Source organism: Alishewanella aestuarii B11 (assembly GCF_000280055.1).
Lineage (GTDB): Bacteria > Pseudomonadota > Gammaproteobacteria > Enterobacterales > Alteromonadaceae > Alishewanella > Alishewanella aestuarii.
Map to the genome: position 1 here is coordinate 105,045 of NZ_ALAB01000039.1, position 19,189 is coordinate 124,233.

Below are 19,189 nucleotides of genomic sequence, written 5' to 3' on the forward strand. Positions count from 1 at the left end.
AATGAGCAGTCTTATTGCGAGTCAGAAGGTCATCCAGCATTATCTGCAGGCGTTGTTAACCGAGGATGATGCTGAGCAGCCGCCGGCGCCAGCAGCTGTGGCCAAGCCAGCCGCAGCGAAAGCGGCAGTCCCTGTTACAGCGGCGCCGACACTTGCTGAAGCCGAGCTGGCACAGAGTCGTAAAGCAGAATTAAATCGGTTGCTGGCTCAGGCCGTGCCCGTTGCCAAGGCCGCAGAGCCGGTGGTGCCTGCTACAGCAAAAGTGCAAACCACGGCGAAAACGCAGACCACACCAGAGGTTCAGAGCGCACCCGCAGTGCTGAATACGCCGGAGATGTTGCAACGCGCTATTCCGATCGCCGAGCGTCTGGCGCAACCTACGGTAGCCGCGACCGTTTTGAAAACCGAAAAAACCTATCGCCAGCAGCGTTTTCAGGCATTATTTTTCAGTGTCGCCGGTTTAAAAATTGCGGTGCCGCTGACCGAACTTGGCGGTATTCATGAAGTCGGTGCCGTGAATGCGTTATTTGGCAAACCAGACTGGTTTAAAGGCATTATGCTGCATCGGCAACAAAAAATTCAGCTGGTGGATACTGCCCGTTGGGTGATGCCGGAAAAATATACCCCGGAGCTGGCAACAGAGCTAAACTATCAATATGTTATTATGCTGGGAACCAGCGATTGGGGCTTGAGTTGTGAGCAATTAATTGACACCATTACGCTAGAACCAGAACAAATAAAATGGCGTGAGCACGAGGGGAAACGTCCCTGGATGGCGGGCCTGATTAAAGAGCAAAAATGTGTACTCGTTGATGTTGATGAGCTGGTCAATTTATTAAACCAGGGCCTTGATATTAACGCCTGAACCAGCAGACCCAAAGGAGCTGTAGATGAATAGTAAGTTTTCAGAGCAAGCTGATAAGAACCAGGCCGCGGATCAGGTATTGCAGTGGGTAACCTTCCGTTTGCAGGAAGAAACCTACGGTATTAACGTGATGCAGGTGCAGGAAGTGTTGCGTTACTCCGAAATTGCACCGGTACCGGGTTCACCGGATTATGTGCTGGGGATCATCAACCTGCGTGGTAATGTGGTAACAGTGATTGATACCCGCGCCCGTTTTGGTTTACCGCCGGCAGAAGTCAGCGATAATACCCGGGTAGTGATTATTGAAGCTGAGAAGCAGGTGATCGGTATTCTGGTCGATAGCGTGGCGGAAGTGGTCTATCTGAAACAATCTGAAATTGATAACGCGCCTAATGTCGGTACTGACGAGAGTGCCCGTTTTATTCAAGGCGTTGCTAACCGCGATGGTCAGCTGTTAATTCTGGTTGATCTGAATAAATTACTGAATGACGAAGAATGGGACGAAATCAGTAGCATCTGATGAATATCATACTGATTACTGTTGCACTGGCCGCGCTGGCGATCCTACTGCTGCTCACTGCCGCCTTCGGGTATCAGCGGCTGCGCCAGCAAGCTGAGCAGCTGGGCATCTTGCAGCAACAGTTTGACGCGGCGCAAAGCCAGAACCAGCAGCTACACGCCGAACTCGAGGAGCTGCGCTCTGGCTTGATTGGCGTGGGGCAGCGGGTGCTGAAGATGCAGGAGCAGCAACAGGGCTTGCGTCAGTGCCTGGATGAGTTACAACAGCAACAGCAAGTTATTGCTTTAAGCGATCCTGAAAGCAAGATCTACAGCCGGGCAGTGAAAATGGTAGAGCTTGGCGCCGATCTGGAAGAAATTATCCGTGAGTGTGAATTGCCACGGGCTGAAGCTGAACTGTTATTTAATTTACACCGCCAGCAGCGCGGTCAGTAAGCTTGCGCTGGCGCAGGTGACACTATGCCGGACAAAACCGATAATCCCCATCCCGAACTTAGTGCCAGTGCGCTAAAGTATGACGGCAGTCAGGCGCCGCTGATCATTGCCAAAGGCCATGGTCAGTTAGCTGCCGATATTATTGCGCTGGCCCGCGAGCATGGTGTCTTGATCCATGAAGATGCTGAGCTAAGTAAACTGCTGAGTAAGCTAGAACTGGGCGAACAGATCCCGCGCGAGCTTTATCTGATTATTGCCGAGCTGATTGCGTTTTCTTATGTGCTGCAGGGCAAGTTCCCGGATAACTGGCACAATATTCACCAACGTATAGACCTAAAAACCTGATACCTGCTGCCATAACGCTTTGCTCAGGCTCGCCGCCTGATCCGGCGTATCAGCTGCCAGCCACTGGCAAATGGCCCTGGCGACATCCGGATACTGTACCTGTCTTAGTTGACTATCGTTATGCAGCCAGTTGGCAATCACGGCGCTGTTAAGGCTATCACTGCGCTCTGCCAAACCTAACTTCGTTAGTGCCAGAGCGTTTGACTGCTGTTCCATCTGCCCTTGTAGCGGTTTAACCAGAATGCGTTTTTGCAATTGCAGCGCTTCACTAATTAACTCAAAACCGGCATTGCTCAGCACTGCGCTGCAGCGCGCCAGCGTTTGTTTGAAGGCATCCAGACTAGGCGGCTGGGTTTGAATGTGCCCCAGCTGCTGTGCCGGCAGGCCCGGGCCAAACACACTAAACTGATATTCGGTCAGTGGCGACAATAACTGTAACACCTGTTGCTGATCTTCAAACGGCAGATAGACCAGCACCAGTGTCGGTTCGCTGGCCACCGCTTCAAAGGTGGTATGAATAATCGGCGGCAGGATAGGGGCGTTAAAATGATGCCAGTGTAATCCCAGGCTATAGTTGGCAGGGGCAAAGTAACGAAAGATGCCCTGACTGAGCAGGTTAGCGTTTTCCATCGGGATCGGATGCAAAAACGCGTACTGATGGCCAATGCCGATACAGGGTTTTTTCTGCCGCCGTGCTGCCCAGGCCGTTACCGGTTCAAAATCGTTCAGAATAATATCGTAACGGCTCAGATCCAATTGGCGGACATCCTGCCACAGTTGCCGTACAGAGGCCTGGCGGAAGCTTTGCCAGTAATTTACCCGGCCCGCCGCTGTGACAAAGGTCAGACCCTGTCTTAGCTGGTAATGGCCAAAGGCCTGCATATCAAAAAACTGCTCCGCCGGGCGGCCGGAAAACAGAAAGTCGACCTCGGCACCCTGCTGGCGTAAATACGGCTCCATGGCTCGGGCGCGGCTGATATGACCATTTCCTGTTGCCTGCACACCATAGAGGATCCGCATACTTTACTCCATTAATCGTCGTCGACTTGCCAGACAAGCGCTTTAAAGTGCTGGCGGCACATTGAAACATAGCTTTCATTACCGCCAATCTGTACCTGGGAGCCAGCTCTGGCCGGTTGTCCCTGTTCATCCAGCCGCACTACGAAGTTGGCTTTACGGCCGCAGTGACAGATGGTTTTCAGTTCAATCAATTTGTCGGCCCAGGCTAACAGCGCCTCACTGCCGGCAAAGGTCTCCCCGAGAAAATCGGTGCGTAAGCCAAATGCCAGCACCGGGATCCCAAGAGTATCAACCACATCGGTGAGTTGCCTGACCTGGGCCTTACTTAAAAACTGCGCCTCGTCAATCAGCACGCAATCGAGCCGGCCTTGTTGTTTTAGCTGGTCAATGTGTCGCACAAAGTCAAAGTCCGCGTCAAAAATATGGGCGTCCATCGACAGCCCAATCCGCGAGCTGACCTTACCTAAACCAAAGCGATGATCCAGCGCTGCGGTATAGATCGCGACGGTCATACCGCGCTCCTGATAGTTGTAGGCACTTTGCAGCAGCGAGGTCGACTTGCCGGCATTCATTGCCGAATAATAAAAATAGAGTTGCGCCATAAGCTTACCTTTTGCAGTTGAAGGCGCAGTATAACAAGACTCTGGCAGAAAATATAAAGTAGCAATATGACAGCAGTAAGACAGTGCGGTTTAAACGAAACACCGCCGCGCAATACGTTGAGCGGCGGTGTAATTAGGCATCACGTCAGGCACCTGGGCCGGCAGCTAGGACTGTTGTTTGGGCTCAGCAGGGCTGTCTTCTGCTTTTTTAACAGCAGCAGGGTTATCTTCGGCTTTTTTAACCGCGGCAGTGGTTTTTGCCAGCACCGTAACCGGCACAAACAGATTTAGCGGGTTTTGTTTAATTTGTTCCACTACCGCTTTTAGCAGCAGCGAGAATTTACTGATCCGGCTGCCGCGGGCGCGCAGTGCGACCGTTAAGGCCAGCGTAAAGCTGACCCACAGGTTAACAAAGCCAATCAGCAGCACCAGAGATAAATAAAACAAAAAGCTAAAGGGCCCCAGGCCGCCGCTGATGGTGCTGTAACCCAGATTAGCTGAGGCGAAGGCGACATGGCGGATATCCAGCGGCAGTTGCAGCAAATAGCCGACGTAGCCAGTCATGCCCAGTAACAGGCCGAAGATAAAATTACCGGCCAAGGGGCCATAGTTATCATGCCAGTAGTTGGCAAAGGCGTGGCGGGGGCGTTCCGGCAGCAGTTTCTTCAGCAACGGGTGGTGATAAAGCCGTTGCCGCAGATCCAGATAATTGGCTCTGTTATCAAAAAAGCCGGCGATGATACCTGAGCAAAACAGCCAGATCCCGGCAATAGCGGCGAAAAACAACGAGCCATGCCAGGGAGCGACCGCTTGTAACTGATAGCTGACGGCGGCGCTGTCCAGGAGCGGCTTACCCTGCCAGGCAGCGTATGCCAGCGCGATACTGCTGGCGGTCACTACTGCGACACTGACGTTACCCCAGACGGCGGCCCACTGCGAGCGGTTTACATCGAGCAGCAGAGTGGCGAGTTTTTTATGGGCAGCGCGGCCGTTTTCACCTTTTTCAACTTCTGCGGCAAAGCTGGCAGCGGTCATCGCTGGCTGCTTGGTGGCTACCGTCAGCCCTAATAAATGGATCAGCACAAAGCCCAGACCATAGTTCAGGCTAACCAGCAGCGCATTGCTAAAAGCCGATAATGGCAGGCTTTCGATATAAATCTTCAGCAAAGCCATAGAGGCAATAATCACACCGGCACCGGCAGCTGAGCCAAATAAGCGCAGATACTGCTTTTTATCGCGCGCAATATAGTGCTCACCATGACTACTTTTATTGACACTGATGCTTTTCGATAATAACTGGGTGCTACTGCGCCACAGGGCCCGGACACTGCTATTATCGCGACTGGTATCCAGCAACTGCCCGGCCAGTTCAATACTTAGCTGGCGTAACTGGGGCGCTTGTCCGCAGGTAACCAGTGTGACCAGTTGGGTGATCCGTTGCAGCGTTTGCTCCAGTCGCTCCAGAAGATGAGCTACAGCAACAGAGCTCCCCGCTGTTGCTGTGCGCCGGCGTAGCCGGTCAACCTGTTCATTACACTGCGCCATCATCACATGATAATGGGCGACATCATAAGGTTGTTCCTGCTGCTGGCGGCAGTGCTGCACCAGTGCGGTCAGCTCACGGTGCAGGGCGATAAAGGCCGAGTCGATATTATTCAGGCGCTTATCTAGGCGCATCAGATCCGGCTCCATCTCTTCGGCGGCGATCCAAACGCTTAGCATCTCCAGGGCGCATAATGTCTCTTCGCGCAGATGAGCATCGAATTGCGCTAATACCGTCGGGCTGGCCGCTGGCAGCAAGAGTTGACTGAGCTTTAGCAGCAGTCCTTCATTGCTATCGTCAGCCTCTTCGTCGTGAGCCACCTCTTTATACAGCTCCGCCAGCACATCTTTTAGCTCGGTCAGATCGCGTGGCGCAGGGTTGATTTTTTCGTACAGTCGGCTGGACAGCTCGCGTAAAAAACCGCGGCGGGAAAATACGCCCAGACTGACCAAGGCCGGATACAGATGCACCTGACAGAGCCAACTTAGCAGCGTATCGGCGATCTGACGTTGCTCGGCCGGGTACAAGGCCAGGGTTTCCAGCAACTTTTGCGCTCTTTTGCGGCGCTCAAAACTAAAACGTGGCCCCTGTAGCCACTTAACCAGGGTTTTTAACAAGGCCAGACCATCTTGTTCGGCGGCCAGACTTTTTAGCAGCATCAGAGCATTAGCTTGTTCCATTAATTCCTTGTTCCGATGATTCAGTCGCGGTTCATTGTCAACTAAGAGCCGGTTCACAGTAAAAAGTTGCATGCTTCTGGCTGAGCGCGGCATACTGCCGGCAGTAAACCACAGAATCTAAGGAATAAAAATGGAAAAATGGTTGTTACTGACGGTATTTGCCCAGGTATTACTGACCAGTGGCGTAATGATCCTGATGGGGCGGCGGCGGTTTCAGGCGGCCAAAAATAAAGAGATTAAGATGGCGGCGTTTCGCACTATGGACCTGAGCGGTGCCAACGAGCAGGTGATAGCGACCAGCCGTAATTTTGATAATCAGTTCCAGATGCCGCTGTTATACATTGCCGCGGTATTGTTTATTCTGCAGTTCGGTCTTGCCGATCTTGGCTTTGTACTATTGGGTGCAACCTTTGTGGTACTTCGCTACTGGCATAGCCTGATCCACATTGGCAGTAATGTGCTGCGTAGCCGCTTCCGGGTATTTTTACTTGGCTGTCTGGTGCTCTGGATTATCTGGCTGCGCTTATTGCTGCTGGCCTTAATCTGACCGACAGCGCCAGCAGGGCGTAGCATCAAACTTGAAACTACGCCCTCTCTTATCTTGCTGCCTTGCGAAGGCTTCGTTACTCGTAACGCAGTGCTTCTATCGGTTGTAAGCGTGAGGCTTTGCGCGCCGGATAATAACCGAAAAAGACGCCGATTAAGGCCGAAAAGCCAATACTCATCAGCACCACTTGTGGCTCAATAATAGCGGTATAGCCCAAAAAGTGCTCCACCGCCCAGGTGGTGCCTAGTGCCAGCGTTAAACCCAGGGCGCCACCGAGGGCACAGAGCAGCACGGCTTCAATCAAAAACTGGCGCAAAATATCGGCCGGCCTGGCGCCAACCGCCATCCTCAGGCCAATTTCCCGGGTCCGCTCTGTTACCGATACCAGCATAATATTCATAATGCCAATGCCTCCCACTAACAGCGAAACTGAGGCTACAGCCGCCAGTAAGCCATTAAAAATCTGCATGGTTTGGGCACGGGTTTCGACCATCTCGGATAAATTACGGATCCGAAACGGCGGGTCGTTAGCGGTGGTGCGCAGCCGCTGTCTGAGCAGGGCATCCAGCTCCTGTTCCACCAGTGGCATATCCCGATCGGAGGCCACCTGCACTACTATGGAGCGCACGGCTTTCGGGCTCGACAGCGTGATACCGGAGATCCTTTTACGCACGGTATCAATCGGCATAAAGACGATATCATCCTGATCGTTGCCCTGAGTATTCTGCCCTTTGCCGTTTAATACGCCGATAATGGTGACCGGTACCTTGTTAATGCGCACGGTTTGCCCCAGCGGATCACTGGCACCAAATAGCTCACGTTTTACGGTCTGGCCAATTACCGCTACCCGACCCGCGCTGCTTAGCTCGGTTTCAGTAAAGGTGCGGCCTTCGGCGAGTGACCAGCTTTGGGCCTGATAAATCTTATTATCGACACCGAGGATACTGGGAGCCCAGTTCAGGTTGCCGTAGATCACCTGACCCGACGATTGCACCATGGGCGCGGCCACTGTTACCTGCGGGATCTGATTTTCAATAGCCAGGGCATCCATCTCGGTCAGGCTCTGACCGGTGCCACCTTGCTGGGCGCCGCCCATAAAACGCATCCGGCTAAACACAATAAAGACATTACCACCAAGGTTCTTGATCTGTTGGTCTACTTCGTAACGGGCACCGGAGCCCAGTGCCAGCATAATAATAACCGCGGCGACACCAATAATAATCCCCAGCATGGTCAGAATACTGCGCAGTAAATTGACCCGCAGTGCCACCCAGGCTACGTTTAACAGCATCAGACTATTCATTTCAGTGCCTCCGCCAATCGGTGTTGCCTGAAGTCTGCCAGTGCTTGCTGCGCATCCAGTGGCGAACTTTGCCGATCGGTCAGCAGTAAGCCATCGCGAAATACCAGTTGCCGGCTGGCAAAGGCGGCGATATCCGGCTCGTGGGTAACCAGTACCAGCGTTTTACCTTGCTGATGCAGTTGCTGGAATAAAGCCATGATCTCAAGCCCGGTTTCAGTATCGAGGGCCCCTGTGGGCTCATCCGCCAGAATAATATCTGGTTCATTTACCAGTGCCCGGGCAATCGCCACCCGTTGTTGCTGACCACCAGAAAGCTGTGATGGATGATGGTCAAGGCGTTTACCCAGACCAACCAGCTCCAGACAGTGCTGGGCCCGCTCCCGGGCTTGTGCCCTTGGCATAGCGGTATACAGCAGTGGCAGCATCACATTGTCCAGTGCAGTGGTGCGTGGCAGTAAATTAAACTGCTGAAACACAAAGCCGATGTGCCGGTTGCGCACTGTCGCCAGTTCAGCGGCGCTCATCCTAGTAACATCAGTGCCTTTCAGTAATATTTGCCCGCTGCTCGGAGAGTCAAGACAGCCGAGCATATTCATAAAGGTGGACTTACCCGAGCCGGAAGGCCCCATCACCGCAACAAAATCACCTTGCCCGATACTGACACTGACCCCTTTTAAGGCTTTAAGTACCTGCTCACCCATCCGGTAGTGCTTTTCAACCTTCAGGGTTGCCATCACCGCGTTTTGCATTTATTCCACCCTGACTGCACGGACTATCACCTTGTCGCCCTGGCTGAGTTCACCGGACAACACCTCGCTGTACTCGTCATTGCTAAGGCCAACCCTAAGGTTGATGGCCTTGGGTTGTTGCTTACTATCCAGCACCCAAACAGTGGCTGCCGTACCGCTGTCACCCTGGCCCCGTTGCTGGCGGCGCTGGGCGTTTATTTCGCTATAGCGCTGATACTCCTGCTCCGACAGTACCAGCTGTAACTCATTGTTTAGCTTTTGTCGCAGTTGCTGCATCTGCGCCCGCATATCAGTCATCGGGTTATTGGCACTGGCGCTGCGCGCCTGCTGTAAGCCACTGGTAAAGTCAGCAAAGACCCGGCGCACCGCACTGGCTTTATCGCTGCTTAATCCCAGCTCCCGGATCAGCTCAGCAGCCGGATCCGGTTGCGAAGCTGCGGGGTTGGCCGCGCCGGCGGGCCGAAAACGCAGCGCGGCATTAGGTACCCGCAGCACGTCAGTTTGCTGGCCACGAATGACATTGATATTGGCTGTCATGCCGGGTAACAGTAATTGCTGTTGGTTTGGTGCATCGATAATCACTTTGTAGGTCACGACGTTGGAAACGTTGGTCGCAGCTTTGCGTACCTGCGACACCTGGCCGTTAAACTGGCGGTTCGGATAGGCATCGACCTGAAATCTGACTTGCTGGCCTTCAGCTAATTTACCGATATCGGCTTCGTCAACGTCGGCTTCAATCTGCATCTGCCGCAGATCCTGAGCGATGATAAAGAGGGTTGGTGCTGACAGGCTGGCGGCAACGGTCTGCCCAATATCAACCTGACGGTCAATAATGGTGCCATTGACCGGGGAGCGGATTTGGGTGCGATCCAGATCCAGTTTGGCCTGCTCTAACTGCGCTTCCCGTTGCAGCAATTGTGCCTGAGCGCTGCTGATCTGAGCACGGGCGACACTGATTTGCGCCCGTGCCGTTTCAAAGTTAGCCAAGGCGGTGTCCAGTTCACTCTGGTTGGTCAGCCCCTGGCTCATCAGTTGTTGCTGGCGTTGGTGGGCGCGCTCGGCCCGGCTTAATTCTGCTTCGGCTTTTAATAAGTTGGCCTGCTGTTGCTCCAGATTGGCTTTGGCCATCACCACGTCGGCCTCGGATTGGCGTAATCTGGCCAGATAAGTACGGTCATCGAGGCGCGCGATCAGCTGACCCTGAGTCACATCGTCATTAAAATCAGCCAGTAATTCGGTGATCAGACCCGAGACTTCAGTACCGACCTCCACCGTGACCACGGCACGGGTGGTGCCGGCGGTATTGACCACGCTCTCAATATCACCGCGGCTGACGCTTTGGGTTTGATATTGAATTTGTTCTTTATTATCGGGCATCAGGTACCAGCCCAGCCCGGCCAGCAAGGCGACAACAATCAGGATCTGCCAAAGGCGCATAGAAATAACTCCATAAAATTTCTGGTTTTACTATAACCAGTTACGCCAGACTGACAAAGAGGGGGTAGGGTAAAGGTTGTGTAAAGCCGGCTGAGAAGGCGAAAAAATACGATTAATCGCGGCTTTTCGCTGGCTGCGGCTGGAGCAAGCCTAAAAGTTACTGCTATGATAGTGACATAAGATAAGACGCTGTGTTGGTGTGAACGGCGTTAACAATATAAGAAAACTGAATAAGCAACCTGACGTTGCCGAGGTCCCAGTGCTGAAAAGAGTCTGTAGTCTGGTGTTACTGCTCACCAGTAGTCTTGCCAATGCCGCCGTTCCCGATCCTTTGGTACGGGAGTTTGAGCAGTTTTTTCAACAACAAATGGCGGAGCAAAACATTCCCGGCGCCGCCTATGCCATCGTGTATAAGAACCGCATTATCGCTGCCAATGGTTATGGTGTGCGTGAAGTGGGCTCGAATTTGCCGGTAGATGCCTATACCGTATTCCGGATTGCTTCCGTATCCAAAACCTTTGCTGGCGGTCTGGCGGCAATACTGGCAGCGCAAGGCCATTTTCGCTGGGACGATCCGGTGGTGCGTTATGTACCGGAACTAAGCTTTAAAACCCGCTCCTTTAACAATAAGCTGAAGGTTGAACACCTGTTATCGCAAAGTACCGGGGTGATAGCCAATGCCTACGATAACCTGATTGAGGCTAATTACCCGCCAGAGCGGATTATTCCGCATTTTAATAAGCTCGATCCGCTGTGTAATCCGGGGCAGTGTTATGGCTATCAGAATGTGTTATTTAGCCTGATTGAGCCGGTGCTGCAGCAAACGACCAAGCAGGACTATGCCACCTTGCTGAAGCGAAATATTTTTGAACCGTTAAAAATGCCGACCGCATCGGTGGGGTTACAGGGCTATCTGGATAGCCCAAACCGGGCCACACCCCATGTTAAAGCACGGGGCCAGTGGCACGCCCGCGCGGTGAATGAGAGCTACTATCGCTTTGCGCCGGCAGCCGGTGTTAATGCCAGTGCGGTTGATTTAGGCTACTGGTTGATTGCCCAACTGGGATATAACCCGGACGTGCTGCCTGAACCCTTGTTGGAGCAAATCACCAGCCGTAAGGTCAGGACACCGCGCTACTTAAATCGCCAGATGTGGCGGCCTCACCTGAAGGATGCACACTATGGTCTGGGTTGGCGCCTGTATAAGTTTGGACAGGAACAGCTGGTATTTCACGGTGGCTGGGTGCAGGGTTTTCGCGCCGAACTGGCCTATTCCAAAGAGCGCGAATTGGGGTTGGTGATCCTGATGAATGCCGAGTCCAGAGTGATCACCGAATTAACGACCCATTTCTGGTCCACGATGTTTACGGCTTTGCAGCAGCAGGACCGGCAGCTGATGCTGGCCGGGTGCAAAGCGCCAGCTTCGCAATCTCAAGCCTCGCCACCTCAAGCCAAAGCGGCAGATTGTTAACTGTTAAAGCGCTGCTGCCGGTTCAGGGCAGCGGTTTTTGATAGCGATCCAGATAAAAGTCACAGCTTATCGCCGGTGCGCCGGCGATAAAGTGCTCCAGCGCCGGCGGACTGAATTTCCAGCCCAGTGGTACCATGGTAATCAGCGCCTTCAGATCATCGGTCGGCAGCTGTAAGCTAAAACTTAGCCGCTGTCGCTGCACATGTTGTAAGCCGTCGATGGCGACCACCTCAGCGCTGTGTAACCGTACCTGCGGGTAAACCGCCGCCTTGACTTCCTTTAGATGCTCCGGCGCCGGACTGACACTAAACAAAGCGCCACCGTCACGCAATACCCGGCATAGCTCTGCATCCAGCGAAGGGGCGTAGATGCGCAAAATAGCATCAAAACTGGCGGCTGCGAAAGGTAACTGGTAACTGCTGGCAACGGCAAAGCTAACTTGCGGATACTGTTTGGCAGCGGCTTTAATTGCTGCTTTAGAAATATCTACGCCATTGATTGCCAACGCCGGCAGTGCCTGCTGCAGTTGACCGCTGTAATAGCCCTCACCGCAACCCAAATCCAACAGTTCGCTTACTGCTAAGGCTGACAGCTGCTCAATCAGAGCCGTCACGACAGGCCGATACCAGCCGGCTTGCAGGAACTGACGTCTGGCCTGCATCATTAACTGATTATCACCGGGATCTTTGGATTTTTTTTGCTGTACCGGCAGTAAGTTCACATAGCCTTCGCGGGCCAGATCAAAGCTGTGGCGCTGTGGACAGCAAAACTGCTGTGCCTGTTGTAGCAGTGGCGCCTGACAAAGTGGACAGATATACATAACCAAGCCTGATTCTGGGATCTGACCCTCAACCTCGTTGAGGGTCAGATCCCCAAAGTTACCCAAAGTTGGCTGCAATTATACACTTATTACCTGTCTGATAATGCGTTGTTTGGTGGCAAAAGCTGTTTGCACCGGGCAGCAGTGTTATACTGAGGTACACCAAGCAGGAGACAAAGATGCAACACCTAGAACTCTGGTCGCTGGATGAATTGTGCGACCATGCCTTTGATATTTTTGATGAACTGGCGCCGGATAATTTAAGCGCCAGTGATTATCAGACCTATCAGCAACACTATGAAGACCGTAGTTATGTCGATTTGCTGCCGCCGGGTGCCGGCTGGGAAGAATTAGCCGGCGGCGAGCTGGATCCGGAACTGCATTTTGAGGCGCAAATTGGTCTCAGTGGTGAAGCAGGCGCGGAAGATCAGATATTGGCGCGCATTCTGCTAAGCCGTGATAAAGACGAAACCCTGTGTCATGCCTTATGGCGCGGTCAGTTTTAAGTTAGCTGTTTTAAGTCAGCCGAATCAGTTCAGGAGTACTTCATGTTACTTAACGCCGGACAATGTCAGCTACTAGTGATCGATTTACAAACCAAACTGGCACCCGCTATAGATTTGACTGATGAAGTGGAACGCGCAGCGATTTGGTTGTTACAGGTCGCCGGTTTATGTCAGGTGCCGGTACTGGCTACTGAGCATTACCCCAAAGGCTTGGGACACAGCTTACCTTCGGTACTGGAATGGCTGACGCCCGATGCGGTGCTGGAGAAAATCCATTTTAGTGCCTGTCGCGAAGCCCATATTCAGCAGCGCCTGGCAGAGAGTGGTCGCCGTCAGGTGGTGGTAATAGGCACTGAGACCCATGTTTGTGTGCTGCAAACTGTTATGGATTTGCTGACGGCGGGCTATCAGGTATTTGTGGTGACGGATGCGGTAGGCTCCCGTACGGCTGAAAACAAGCAACTGGGGTTAAACCGGATGCAGCAAGCGGGAGCAGTGCTGGTCAGTCGTGAAATGGTAGCCTTTGAATGGCTGGAGCGGGCCGGCACCAAGTTATTCCGGCAAATTAGTAAAGGCTGGATCCGCTAACAGCGACACTAACAGCGAAACCAAAGGTATCTGACCCCGAACCAGGGTTCGGGGTCAGATACGCCAAGTTATTCACCGAAAATCAGCTCCAGAACCAGCGCCAAGCGCACTGCTGCCTGCTGCAAGCGGGTTAGCAGCACCCCTTGGTATTGTTCCAGATAGGCATCGTCAATCAACATGCCGGGGCGGTAATGTTGATAAATATCATAGGTAATGGCCGCCGACTCATTGGCCCAATCGAGTACCTCGCCCTGTTGCCAGCTGGCGCGCTGCTCAGCGGTAATTTGTTCAAATAACTGCTCCTGCAGCAGAAAATCTTCGTCATAGCCAAGCTTATGCAGCATATTGCTATCCCAGACGCCATGCAGATTGGTTGGCAGTTCATGGCTGTAGAAATAGACTGCAGTGCGGTTGCCGCCAAGGTCATCAGCATAGCTGACATGCAATGGCTGATGCAGATCACCCAGGTGGTGGGCTAAAAAAAGCAGTGCTTGCCAGTCGCTGCTATCGGCGCTCAGGCGCTGCTGCATCATGCTAATCGCCGATAAAATGCAGCCATGCTCCGGGCAATATTCGGCCTTCACCTGTTTTTCGCCGCGTGGCATATTGACGTAGTGGTGCGGTGCCGTCCAACGAAACTCCTCCTGACTACGCACTTCATCCGGCCAGGCACAGGCGGCACCAAACTCATGGTGCGGCGAGGCTTCAACCAGGCTGGCGACTTGCTGCTGTGCCTTAGCGGACAACAGCTGCAAGGCCATATCACACACCATGGCATGACCGGTGCGGCCAAAGCCATAGCTATAGCTACTCAGGGTTAACAATAAAACGATAAGCGCCAGGCGCATGGTTATTCTCCAACAAGTTGCATAATCTGATAATGACTGGCTGGGTTGCCCAGCTGTTGCTGCACTTCGGAAAGTGCCGGCGCCAGGCTTTGCGCCAGGGTATAGGGCGGATTAATCACCAGCATACCGCTACCGGTCATACCATGGCCTGGGCTGTCGGCATGCAGGTTAAATTCAATCCGCAGCTGATTCTTAATGCCGGTGGCGACAATGGCCGCGATAAACTGTTCAATACTATGGCGCTCAATCACCGGATACCAGATAGCATAGGTTGCTTGTGGGAAGCGTTTATAGGCTTCCTGCAGGCCTTTAATCAGATCCTGATATTCGGTTTTCAGCTCATACGGCGGGTCAATTAATACCAGGCCGCGTTTAACTAAAGGTGGCAGCATCGCCTTAATACCGGCGAAGGCATCAATATTCTCAATCCGTGTTAAACGGCGCTGTAAAAACTGGCTTTGCAGCAGCGGAAAATCACTTGGATGCAGCTCGGTGGCCTGCAGCTGATCGCCGGCGCGCAGCAGCATGGCGGCAATCTTAGGTGAACCGGGATAGAAATTCAGTTCGCCATCCGGGTTTAACTGCTTTACGACATCCAGATATTTGCCAAGTAATGGGCTTTGCGGCTGATAGTGCCACAGCTTGCCGATACCCTCAGTATATTCGGCAGTTTTCTGCGCCTGGCTGCTTTGCAAGCTGTACAGGCCGGCACCGGCATGGGTGTCGTGATAGCACAGCGGTTTATCTTTTTGCAGCAGGTAATCCAGAATGGCAACTTCGGTCAGATGTTTTAACACATCGGCATGATTGCCGGCGTGAAAACTGTGGCGGTAACTGAGCATGCATTAACCTTAGAACGGGTTCAGGCTGGCAAGGATACTGCGTTAGCGTAAAAAAACAAGTATCATAGCCGCCGGTCTTAAGCTTAGTTAATCCGTCAGGACTCCGCATGTCTGTCAGCAACAAGAAATCATCCGCCGCCAAAAGCCGCGACCCACTGCAAAAGCCCTGGCAGCGCCAGACAAAAGCGAAAGCCGCAGTTAGCCAGAGCGCTACGGTTGGGCTAAGTTCGCCAAAAGCCGCTGCTAAAGAAACGGCAAAGGCGCCGCGGCAGGAGGAAACCAAGGTATATGGCGAAAATGCCTGTCGCGAGCTATTCCGCCAGCGCCCGGAAGCGATTATCCGGCTTTATATCAACAGCGAGTTAGCGCCCAAATTTTCGGACTTAATGAAATATCTGGCGCAGCAAAAGCGCGCCTATCATCTGGTGGATGAGACTGAGCTGGAAAAAGTAGCCGGCAGTCAGCACCACGGTGGCATAGTGCTGCTGGTGAAGCGCAAGCCGGTCACCAGCCTGGCGCTGTATTTGCGGGAAAAGCGTAAACAGGATTGTTTACTTGCCTTAGATGGGGTCGGCAATCCGCACAATCTGGGCGCTATTACCCGTAGCTGCGCCCACTTTGGCGTAAACGGCATTATTATGCGCGAGCCGCAGTTATTACAATCCGGTGCCGCTTTACGCACAGCTGAAGGCGGTGGTGAGTTTGTCGATGGCCTGGCATGTGATGATTTACCGCTGGCGCTTAAGCTTTGTAAAGACGCGGGCTATACGCTGATTACCACCTCCAGCCACGGCGGCAGCTCACTTTATAACACGGCCTTGCCAGCCAAAGTGGTGATTGTATTTGGCGAGGAGATGTTTGGCGTATCGAAAAATGTGGCTAAGAGTGCCGATATTGCGCTGCAAATTCCGGGCTCGGGCAAGGTAGAGTCACTGAATGTCAGTGTCGCGGCCAGCCTGATTTTAGGCGAGTGGTACCGGCAGCAGCAAGGCTAATGCTGGCGGCCTAATCGGCAACTGGCAGGGTTAAACCTGCCGGCGGCTCAGTGCCGATATACTGAAAACGCGGGATCAGCTCACCGGCAATTTCAACGTTTTCGGCAAACATGGTGGCAGGGCGGGCCCAAAGGCCAAAGTCAGCATACAGTGCCCGGTAGATCGCCAGCCACTCCTCAGTTTCACTGTGCCTGGCCAGGTCCAGCAACTGATAATAAGCGCCTTTATAATGCTGATAATAACCCGGCGCTAACGCCGGTTTAGCCTTGTTGTTCATACCAGCCTTCAAAAATAATCTGCGCTGACAGGCTATCCACCTTATCCTTGCTTAAATTGCGATAACCGCCCTCGGCAAATAAGCGGCTACGCGCATCGGCGGTGGATAAACGCTCATCATGATAAGCGATAGGTAAACCAAAGCGGCCATGTAAGCGGTTGGCAAATTTGCGGGTACGGGCGGTAAACTCCTGCTCGCTGCCGTCCATATTTAGTGGCAAGCCCACTAACAACAGCTGTGGTTGCCATTCCTGAATTAAGCGTTCAATGTGCTGCCAATCCGGGATCCCGTCTTTGGCCTTTAAAGCCGCGAGCAAGGTGGCGCTGCCAGTAAGCTCTGAGCCTACGGCCACGCCGATGCTTTTTATACCATAATCAAAACATAAAATGGTGCGGGCGGTCATCAGGCGTGTCCTGCCTCACCGGTTAGTTGCCATGGTTGAATACCGATACTGGCAGTGGCCTTTTGCCATTTCTCGGCATGGCTGAGATCAAAAATAATCCGGTTGTCGGCCGGGATCACCAACCAGCTGTTATCGGCGATTTCCTGCTCCAACTGGCCGGCAGTCCAGCCAGCATAGCCCAGCGCCAGTAAGAACTTCTCCGGTGCCTGCTCGGTAGTCAGATCCTGCAAAATATCTTTCGAGGTGGTAACCATTAAACCATTTTCCAGCTGTAAACTGCTGTGATAACCGGGTTTGGCGGTATGCAATACAAAGCCACGGTCATGCTGTACCGGCCCACCGGCAACCACCTTGGCCTGTGCCGCCGGACTCTTGGCATCGTAGCTGATTTCCAACTGCTCTAACAGCTCAGCCAGTGACACATTCATCGGATGATTGATCACTATGCCCATGGCGCCTTCTTCGTTATGTTCACACAGGTAAGTGACACTGCGTTTAAACATCGGATCGTCCAGTGATGGCATTGCGATTAAGAAATGATTCTGGAAACCTTGCATACTGTTCTCCTTGATCAACCTGTGGTGCGACCAACTAACTACGAACCTGCTGCCAGGCGACGCTCGATAGCATCAAATAACATACCGGTAATACTGATCGGGAAGGCGGCTTCGATTTCCCGGATACAGGTCGGGCTGGTGACATTAATTTCGGTCAGTTTGTCACCGATCACGTCCAGACCGACGAAGATTAAACCTTTGGCCTTTAAGGTTGGGCCTATGGCTTTGGCAACGGCCCAGTCGCTGTCTGACAGCGGACGGGCTTCGCCACGGCCGCCGGCGGCTAAATTACCGCGGGTTTCACCCGAAGCGGGGATCCGTGCTAAGCAGTATGGCACAGGTTCGCCGTCAACCACTAAGATTCGTTTATCGCCATCGACAATTTCCGGAATATAGCGCTGCGCCATCGCATACTGACTGCCATGGGCGGTGAGCGTTTCTAAAATTACACTGACATTCGGATCTTCAGGTTTTAAGCGGAAGATCGAGGCGCCACCCATGCCATCCAGAGGCTTTAAGATTACGTCCTGCTCTTGCTGATAGAAGGCTTTTAAGCGCTTAGGATCGCGGCTGACCAGGGTTTTTGGCGTAAACTGACTAAACCAGCTGGTATAGAGCTTTTCGTTGGCATCGCGCAGGCTTTGCGGTTTATTGACAATCAGAGTGCCGGCATCTTCGGCACGCTCCAGCATATAGGTGGCATAGATATATTCGGTATCAAAGGGCGGATCTTTGCGCATCAGAATCACGTTGAGCTCGCTCAGCGCCAGATCCTGTTCGCTACCAAAGTGATACCAGCGCTCCGGGTTGGGTTCGACGCTCAGTAAGCGCGTACGGGCGCGGGCCTGACCTTGCAGTAAATACAGATCCGCCATTTCCATATAGTGAATTTCATAGCCGCGGCGCTGCGCTTCCAGCAGCATGGCAAAGCTGGAGTCTTTTTTGATATTGATGTCCGCAATCGGGTCCATCACGATGCCAAGTTTAATTGCTGTCATGCTTATCCTCAGGCGAGATCGCCAAATTGCAGTTGCAGGGCGCTGATCGCGGTCAGCGCTGCCGTTTCAGTGCGCAAAATTCTCGGACCCAGCGTAATACCGGTAAAACCGGCGGCCGCGGTCTGGCTGACTTCAGTATCGGTAAAGCCACCTTCCGGACCTATTACCAACTGAATATCGCTGGCCGAAGTTAGGGTCTTAATGGTGGCGGCAGCGCGCGGATCCAAGGTCAGCCGTAAAGCTTTTGTTGGGGTGGCCAGCCATTGCTGCAGACTAACCGCGGTATGCACTGTTGGCACCACACTACGTCCGCTTTGCTCGCAGGCGCTGATCGCAATCTTTTGCCACTGCTCGGTACGTTTCGCCAAACGCTCGGCATCCAGTTTTACGCCGCAGCGCTCGGTAAACAGCGGGGTGATTTCGGTCACGCCAAGCTCTACCGCCTTTTGAATGGCGAAATCCATCCGGTCACCACGGGAAATGCCCTGACCTAAGTGGATACGCAGCGGGGATTCGACCGGATTGTCGCTGCTGCTGTCGATAGTGACCAAAAGCTGTTTCTTACCGACTTCGCTTATGGTAGCGGTATAGTTTTTGCCATCGCCATTAAACAATTGTAACGGCTGTCCCGCTTGCATTCGCAGCACCCGGCCAACGTGGTTGGCCGCATCGTCACTCAGGGCAAGCTTAGCGCCGGCTGGCAAGGCTGATGGCTGGTAGATTCGTATTGTTCGCATCTTGTGGTTCTGTTTAACTGAAAAAAGCCTGAGGCTAATATTACCAGTGTTTTGTCTTAACCCGGCGCTAATCGATAAAAAAAGGCCCCGCAGGGCCTTAGT

Annotated in this window: 22 protein-coding genes and 2 pseudogenes; 9 read left to right on the top strand and 15 right to left on the bottom strand. The window is 53.1% G+C overall.

Features of this window, described 5'->3' with window-relative positions; genetic code table 11:
• Position 1: 1 nt before the first annotated feature.
• From AEST_RS14795 to AEST_RS14810, 4 genes are read left to right on the top strand one after another with little or no spacing between them, the layout of a single operon-like run.
• Positions 2-865: a chemotaxis protein CheW gene (locus tag AEST_RS14795; protein WP_008610012.1), complete on the top strand. Its 864-nt coding sequence runs from the start codon at positions 2-4 to the stop codon at positions 863-865.
• Positions 866-890: 25 nt separating this feature from the next.
• Complete coding sequence (locus AEST_RS14800) at positions 891-1,385, top strand: chemotaxis protein CheW (protein WP_008610013.1); 495 nt, start codon at positions 891-893, stop codon at positions 1,383-1,385.
• Positions 1,385-1,819 (top strand): DUF2802 domain-containing protein, encoded by a 435-nt coding sequence (locus AEST_RS14805; RefSeq protein ID WP_008610016.1) that lies wholly within the window; start codon positions 1,385-1,387, stop codon positions 1,817-1,819. Before AEST_RS14800 ends, AEST_RS14805 begins: the two co-directional genes overlap by 1 nt.
• A 24-nt stretch (positions 1,820-1,843) precedes the next feature.
• A complete protein-coding gene (locus AEST_RS14810) occupies positions 1,844-2,164 on the top strand; it encodes an EscU/YscU/HrcU family type III secretion system export apparatus switch protein (RefSeq protein WP_008610017.1) in 321 nt (106 codons plus the stop codon).
• Here the strand turns inward: AEST_RS14810 and AEST_RS14815 are convergent.
• The 3 genes from AEST_RS14815 to AEST_RS14825 all read right to left on the bottom strand — a co-directional run bounded on the left by AEST_RS14815 (position 2,153) and on the right by AEST_RS14825 (position 6,009).
• Positions 2,153-3,184, bottom strand: a complete 1,032-nt coding sequence (locus tag AEST_RS14815) for an MJ1255/VC2487 family glycosyltransferase (protein WP_008610018.1) — start codon at positions 3,182-3,184, stop codon at positions 2,153-2,155. The genes AEST_RS14810 and AEST_RS14815 overlap by 12 nt on opposite strands.
• 11 nt (positions 3,185-3,195) lie before the next feature.
• Positions 3,196-3,786, bottom strand: coding sequence for a thymidine kinase (locus AEST_RS14820; RefSeq protein WP_008610019.1), 591 nt, complete (start codon positions 3,784-3,786; stop codon positions 3,196-3,198).
• Between the two features lie 165 nt (positions 3,787-3,951).
• The gene (locus tag AEST_RS14825) at positions 3,952-6,009 is read right to left on the bottom strand and encodes a site-specific recombinase (RefSeq protein WP_008610020.1); all 2,058 of its coding nucleotides are present in this window, start codon (positions 6,007-6,009) and stop codon (positions 3,952-3,954) included.
• A gap of 130 nt (positions 6,010-6,139) precedes the next feature.
• Here AEST_RS14825 and AEST_RS14830 point away from each other — a divergent pair, with 130 nt between their 5' ends.
• Positions 6,140-6,556: an MAPEG family protein gene (locus tag AEST_RS14830; protein WP_008610021.1), complete on the top strand. Its 417-nt coding sequence runs from the start codon at positions 6,140-6,142 to the stop codon at positions 6,554-6,556.
• Between the two features lie 76 nt (positions 6,557-6,632).
• On the opposite strand, the pseudogene AEST_RS17615 reads toward AEST_RS14830, so the two are convergent.
• The 4 genes and pseudogenes from AEST_RS17615 to AEST_RS14845 all read right to left on the bottom strand — a co-directional run.
• A pseudogene (locus AEST_RS17615) lies at positions 6,633-6,992 on the bottom strand (ABC transporter permease); the annotation flags it as partial.
• A 135-nt stretch (positions 6,993-7,127) separates the two neighbouring features.
• Positions 7,128-7,859 (bottom strand): annotated as a pseudogene (locus AEST_RS17620) (ABC transporter permease); the annotation flags it as partial.
• Complete coding sequence (locus AEST_RS14840) at positions 7,856-8,608, bottom strand: ABC transporter ATP-binding protein (protein ID WP_008610024.1); 753 nt, start codon at positions 8,606-8,608, stop codon at positions 7,856-7,858. The pseudogene AEST_RS17620 and the gene AEST_RS14840, both read right to left, overlap by 4 nt.
• Positions 8,609-10,045 (bottom strand): efflux RND transporter periplasmic adaptor subunit, encoded by a 1,437-nt coding sequence (locus AEST_RS14845; RefSeq protein ID WP_008610025.1) that lies wholly within the window; start codon positions 10,043-10,045, stop codon positions 8,609-8,611.
• A gap of 259 nt (positions 10,046-10,304) precedes the next feature.
• Here AEST_RS14845 and AEST_RS14850 point away from each other — a divergent pair, with 259 nt between their 5' ends.
• Positions 10,305-11,516: a serine hydrolase domain-containing protein gene (locus tag AEST_RS14850; RefSeq protein ID WP_238534618.1), complete on the top strand. Its 1,212-nt coding sequence runs from the start codon at positions 10,305-10,307 to the stop codon at positions 11,514-11,516.
• Positions 11,517-11,538: 22 nt separating this feature from the next.
• On the opposite strand, the gene rlmA is transcribed toward AEST_RS14850, so the two are convergent.
• Complete coding sequence (gene rlmA, locus AEST_RS14855; protein ID WP_238534619.1) at positions 11,539-12,414, bottom strand: 23S rRNA (guanine(745)-N(1))-methyltransferase; 876 nt, start codon at positions 12,412-12,414, stop codon at positions 11,539-11,541.
• A gap of 101 nt (positions 12,415-12,515) precedes the next feature.
• Here rlmA and AEST_RS14860 point away from each other — a divergent pair, with 101 nt between their 5' ends.
• Both AEST_RS14860 and AEST_RS14865 read left to right on the top strand, forming a co-directional pair.
• Positions 12,516-12,842, top strand: coding sequence for a DUF440 family protein (locus AEST_RS14860; protein ID WP_008610029.1), 327 nt, complete (start codon positions 12,516-12,518; stop codon positions 12,840-12,842).
• 42 nt (positions 12,843-12,884) lie between these two features.
• Complete coding sequence (locus AEST_RS14865) at positions 12,885-13,430, top strand: hydrolase (protein ID WP_008610031.1); 546 nt, start codon at positions 12,885-12,887, stop codon at positions 13,428-13,430.
• A gap of 68 nt (positions 13,431-13,498) precedes the next feature.
• On the opposite strand, the gene AEST_RS14870 is transcribed toward AEST_RS14865, so the two are convergent.
• The gene (locus AEST_RS14870; protein WP_008610032.1) at positions 13,499-14,278 is read right to left on the bottom strand and encodes a S1/P1 nuclease; all 780 of its coding nucleotides are present in this window, start codon (positions 14,276-14,278) and stop codon (positions 13,499-13,501) included.
• 2 nt (positions 14,279-14,280) lie between these two features.
• Entirely contained in the window at positions 14,281-15,120 is an 840-nt protein-coding gene (locus AEST_RS14875) for a 23S rRNA (adenine(2030)-N(6))-methyltransferase RlmJ (protein WP_008610033.1), read from the bottom strand.
• Positions 15,121-15,227: 107 nt separating this feature from the next.
• On the opposite strand from AEST_RS14875, the gene AEST_RS14880 reads away from it, so the two are divergent.
• Complete coding sequence (locus AEST_RS14880; RefSeq protein WP_008610035.1) at positions 15,228-16,115, top strand: tRNA/rRNA methyltransferase; 888 nt, start codon at positions 15,228-15,230, stop codon at positions 16,113-16,115.
• Between the two features lie 10 nt (positions 16,116-16,125).
• Here the strand turns inward: AEST_RS14880 and AEST_RS14885 are convergent, their stop codons facing one another.
• The 5 genes from AEST_RS14885 to rsmE are packed head-to-tail and all read right to left on the bottom strand — an operon-like array spanning position 16,126 to position 19,087.
• On the bottom strand, positions 16,126-16,392 hold the full coding sequence (locus AEST_RS14885) for a DUF1653 domain-containing protein (RefSeq protein WP_008610037.1): 267 nt from the start codon (positions 16,390-16,392) through the stop codon (positions 16,126-16,128).
• The gene (gene ruvX, locus AEST_RS14890; protein ID WP_008610039.1) at positions 16,376-16,795 is read right to left on the bottom strand and encodes a Holliday junction resolvase RuvX; all 420 of its coding nucleotides are present in this window, start codon (positions 16,793-16,795) and stop codon (positions 16,376-16,378) included. The genes AEST_RS14885 and ruvX overlap by 17 nt, the downstream gene beginning before the upstream one ends.
• Positions 16,795-17,352, bottom strand: coding sequence for a YqgE/AlgH family protein (locus tag AEST_RS14895; RefSeq protein ID WP_008610041.1), 558 nt, complete (start codon positions 17,350-17,352; stop codon positions 16,795-16,797). Before AEST_RS14895 ends, ruvX begins: the two co-directional genes overlap by 1 nt.
• Before the next feature lie 38 nt (positions 17,353-17,390).
• Entirely contained in the window at positions 17,391-18,350 is a 960-nt protein-coding gene (gene gshB / locus AEST_RS14900) for a glutathione synthase (protein ID WP_008610042.1), read from the bottom strand.
• A gap of 8 nt (positions 18,351-18,358) precedes the next feature.
• The gene (gene rsmE / locus AEST_RS14905) at positions 18,359-19,087 is read right to left on the bottom strand and encodes a 16S rRNA (uracil(1498)-N(3))-methyltransferase (protein WP_008610043.1); all 729 of its coding nucleotides are present in this window, start codon (positions 19,085-19,087) and stop codon (positions 18,359-18,361) included.
• Positions 19,088-19,189: the final 102 nt, after the last annotated feature.

Excerpts from the sequence above, each read along its gene's own strand:
- AEST_RS14830 (WP_008610021.1), top strand. The coding sequence starts at position 6,140 with ATGGAAAAATGGTTGTTACTGACGGTATTTGCCCAGGTATTACTGACC.
- gshB (WP_008610042.1), bottom strand. The coding sequence starts at position 18,350 with ATGACAGCAATTAAACTTGGCATCGTGATGGACCCGATTGCGGACATC.
- AEST_RS14820 (WP_008610019.1), bottom strand. The coding sequence starts at position 3,786 with ATGGCGCAACTCTATTTTTATTATTCGGCAATGAATGCCGGCAAGTCG.
- AEST_RS14895 (WP_008610041.1), bottom strand. The coding sequence starts at position 17,352 with ATGCAAGGTTTCCAGAATCATTTCTTAATCGCAATGCCATCACTGGAC.
- AEST_RS14795 (WP_008610012.1), top strand. The coding sequence starts at position 2 with ATGAGCAGTCTTATTGCGAGTCAGAAGGTCATCCAGCATTATCTGCAG.
- AEST_RS14860 (WP_008610029.1), top strand. The coding sequence starts at position 12,516 with ATGCAACACCTAGAACTCTGGTCGCTGGATGAATTGTGCGACCATGCC.
- AEST_RS14865 (WP_008610031.1), top strand. The coding sequence starts at position 12,885 with ATGTTACTTAACGCCGGACAATGTCAGCTACTAGTGATCGATTTACAA.
- AEST_RS14875 (WP_008610033.1), bottom strand. The coding sequence starts at position 15,120 with ATGCTCAGTTACCGCCACAGTTTTCACGCCGGCAATCATGCCGATGTG.
- AEST_RS14845 (WP_008610025.1), bottom strand. The coding sequence starts at position 10,045 with ATGCGCCTTTGGCAGATCCTGATTGTTGTCGCCTTGCTGGCCGGGCTG.
- AEST_RS14805 (WP_008610016.1), top strand. The coding sequence starts at position 1,385 with ATGAATATCATACTGATTACTGTTGCACTGGCCGCGCTGGCGATCCTA.
- ruvX (WP_008610039.1), bottom strand. The coding sequence starts at position 16,795 with ATGACCGCCCGCACCATTTTATGTTTTGATTATGGTATAAAAAGCATC.
- rsmE (WP_008610043.1), bottom strand. The coding sequence starts at position 19,087 with ATGCGAACAATACGAATCTACCAGCCATCAGCCTTGCCAGCCGGCGCT.
- AEST_RS14870 (WP_008610032.1), bottom strand. The coding sequence starts at position 14,278 with ATGCGCCTGGCGCTTATCGTTTTATTGTTAACCCTGAGTAGCTATAGC.
- AEST_RS14825 (WP_008610020.1), bottom strand. The coding sequence starts at position 6,009 with ATGGAACAAGCTAATGCTCTGATGCTGCTAAAAAGTCTGGCCGCCGAA.
- AEST_RS14810 (WP_008610017.1), top strand. The coding sequence starts at position 1,844 with ATGCCGGACAAAACCGATAATCCCCATCCCGAACTTAGTGCCAGTGCG.
- AEST_RS14880 (WP_008610035.1), top strand. The coding sequence starts at position 15,228 with ATGTCTGTCAGCAACAAGAAATCATCCGCCGCCAAAAGCCGCGACCCA.
- AEST_RS14885 (WP_008610037.1), bottom strand. The coding sequence starts at position 16,392 with ATGAACAACAAGGCTAAACCGGCGTTAGCGCCGGGTTATTATCAGCAT.
- AEST_RS14815 (WP_008610018.1), bottom strand. The coding sequence starts at position 3,184 with ATGCGGATCCTCTATGGTGTGCAGGCAACAGGAAATGGTCATATCAGC.
- AEST_RS14800 (WP_008610013.1), top strand. The coding sequence starts at position 891 with ATGAATAGTAAGTTTTCAGAGCAAGCTGATAAGAACCAGGCCGCGGAT.
- AEST_RS14840 (WP_008610024.1), bottom strand. The coding sequence starts at position 8,608 with ATGCAAAACGCGGTGATGGCAACCCTGAAGGTTGAAAAGCACTACCGG.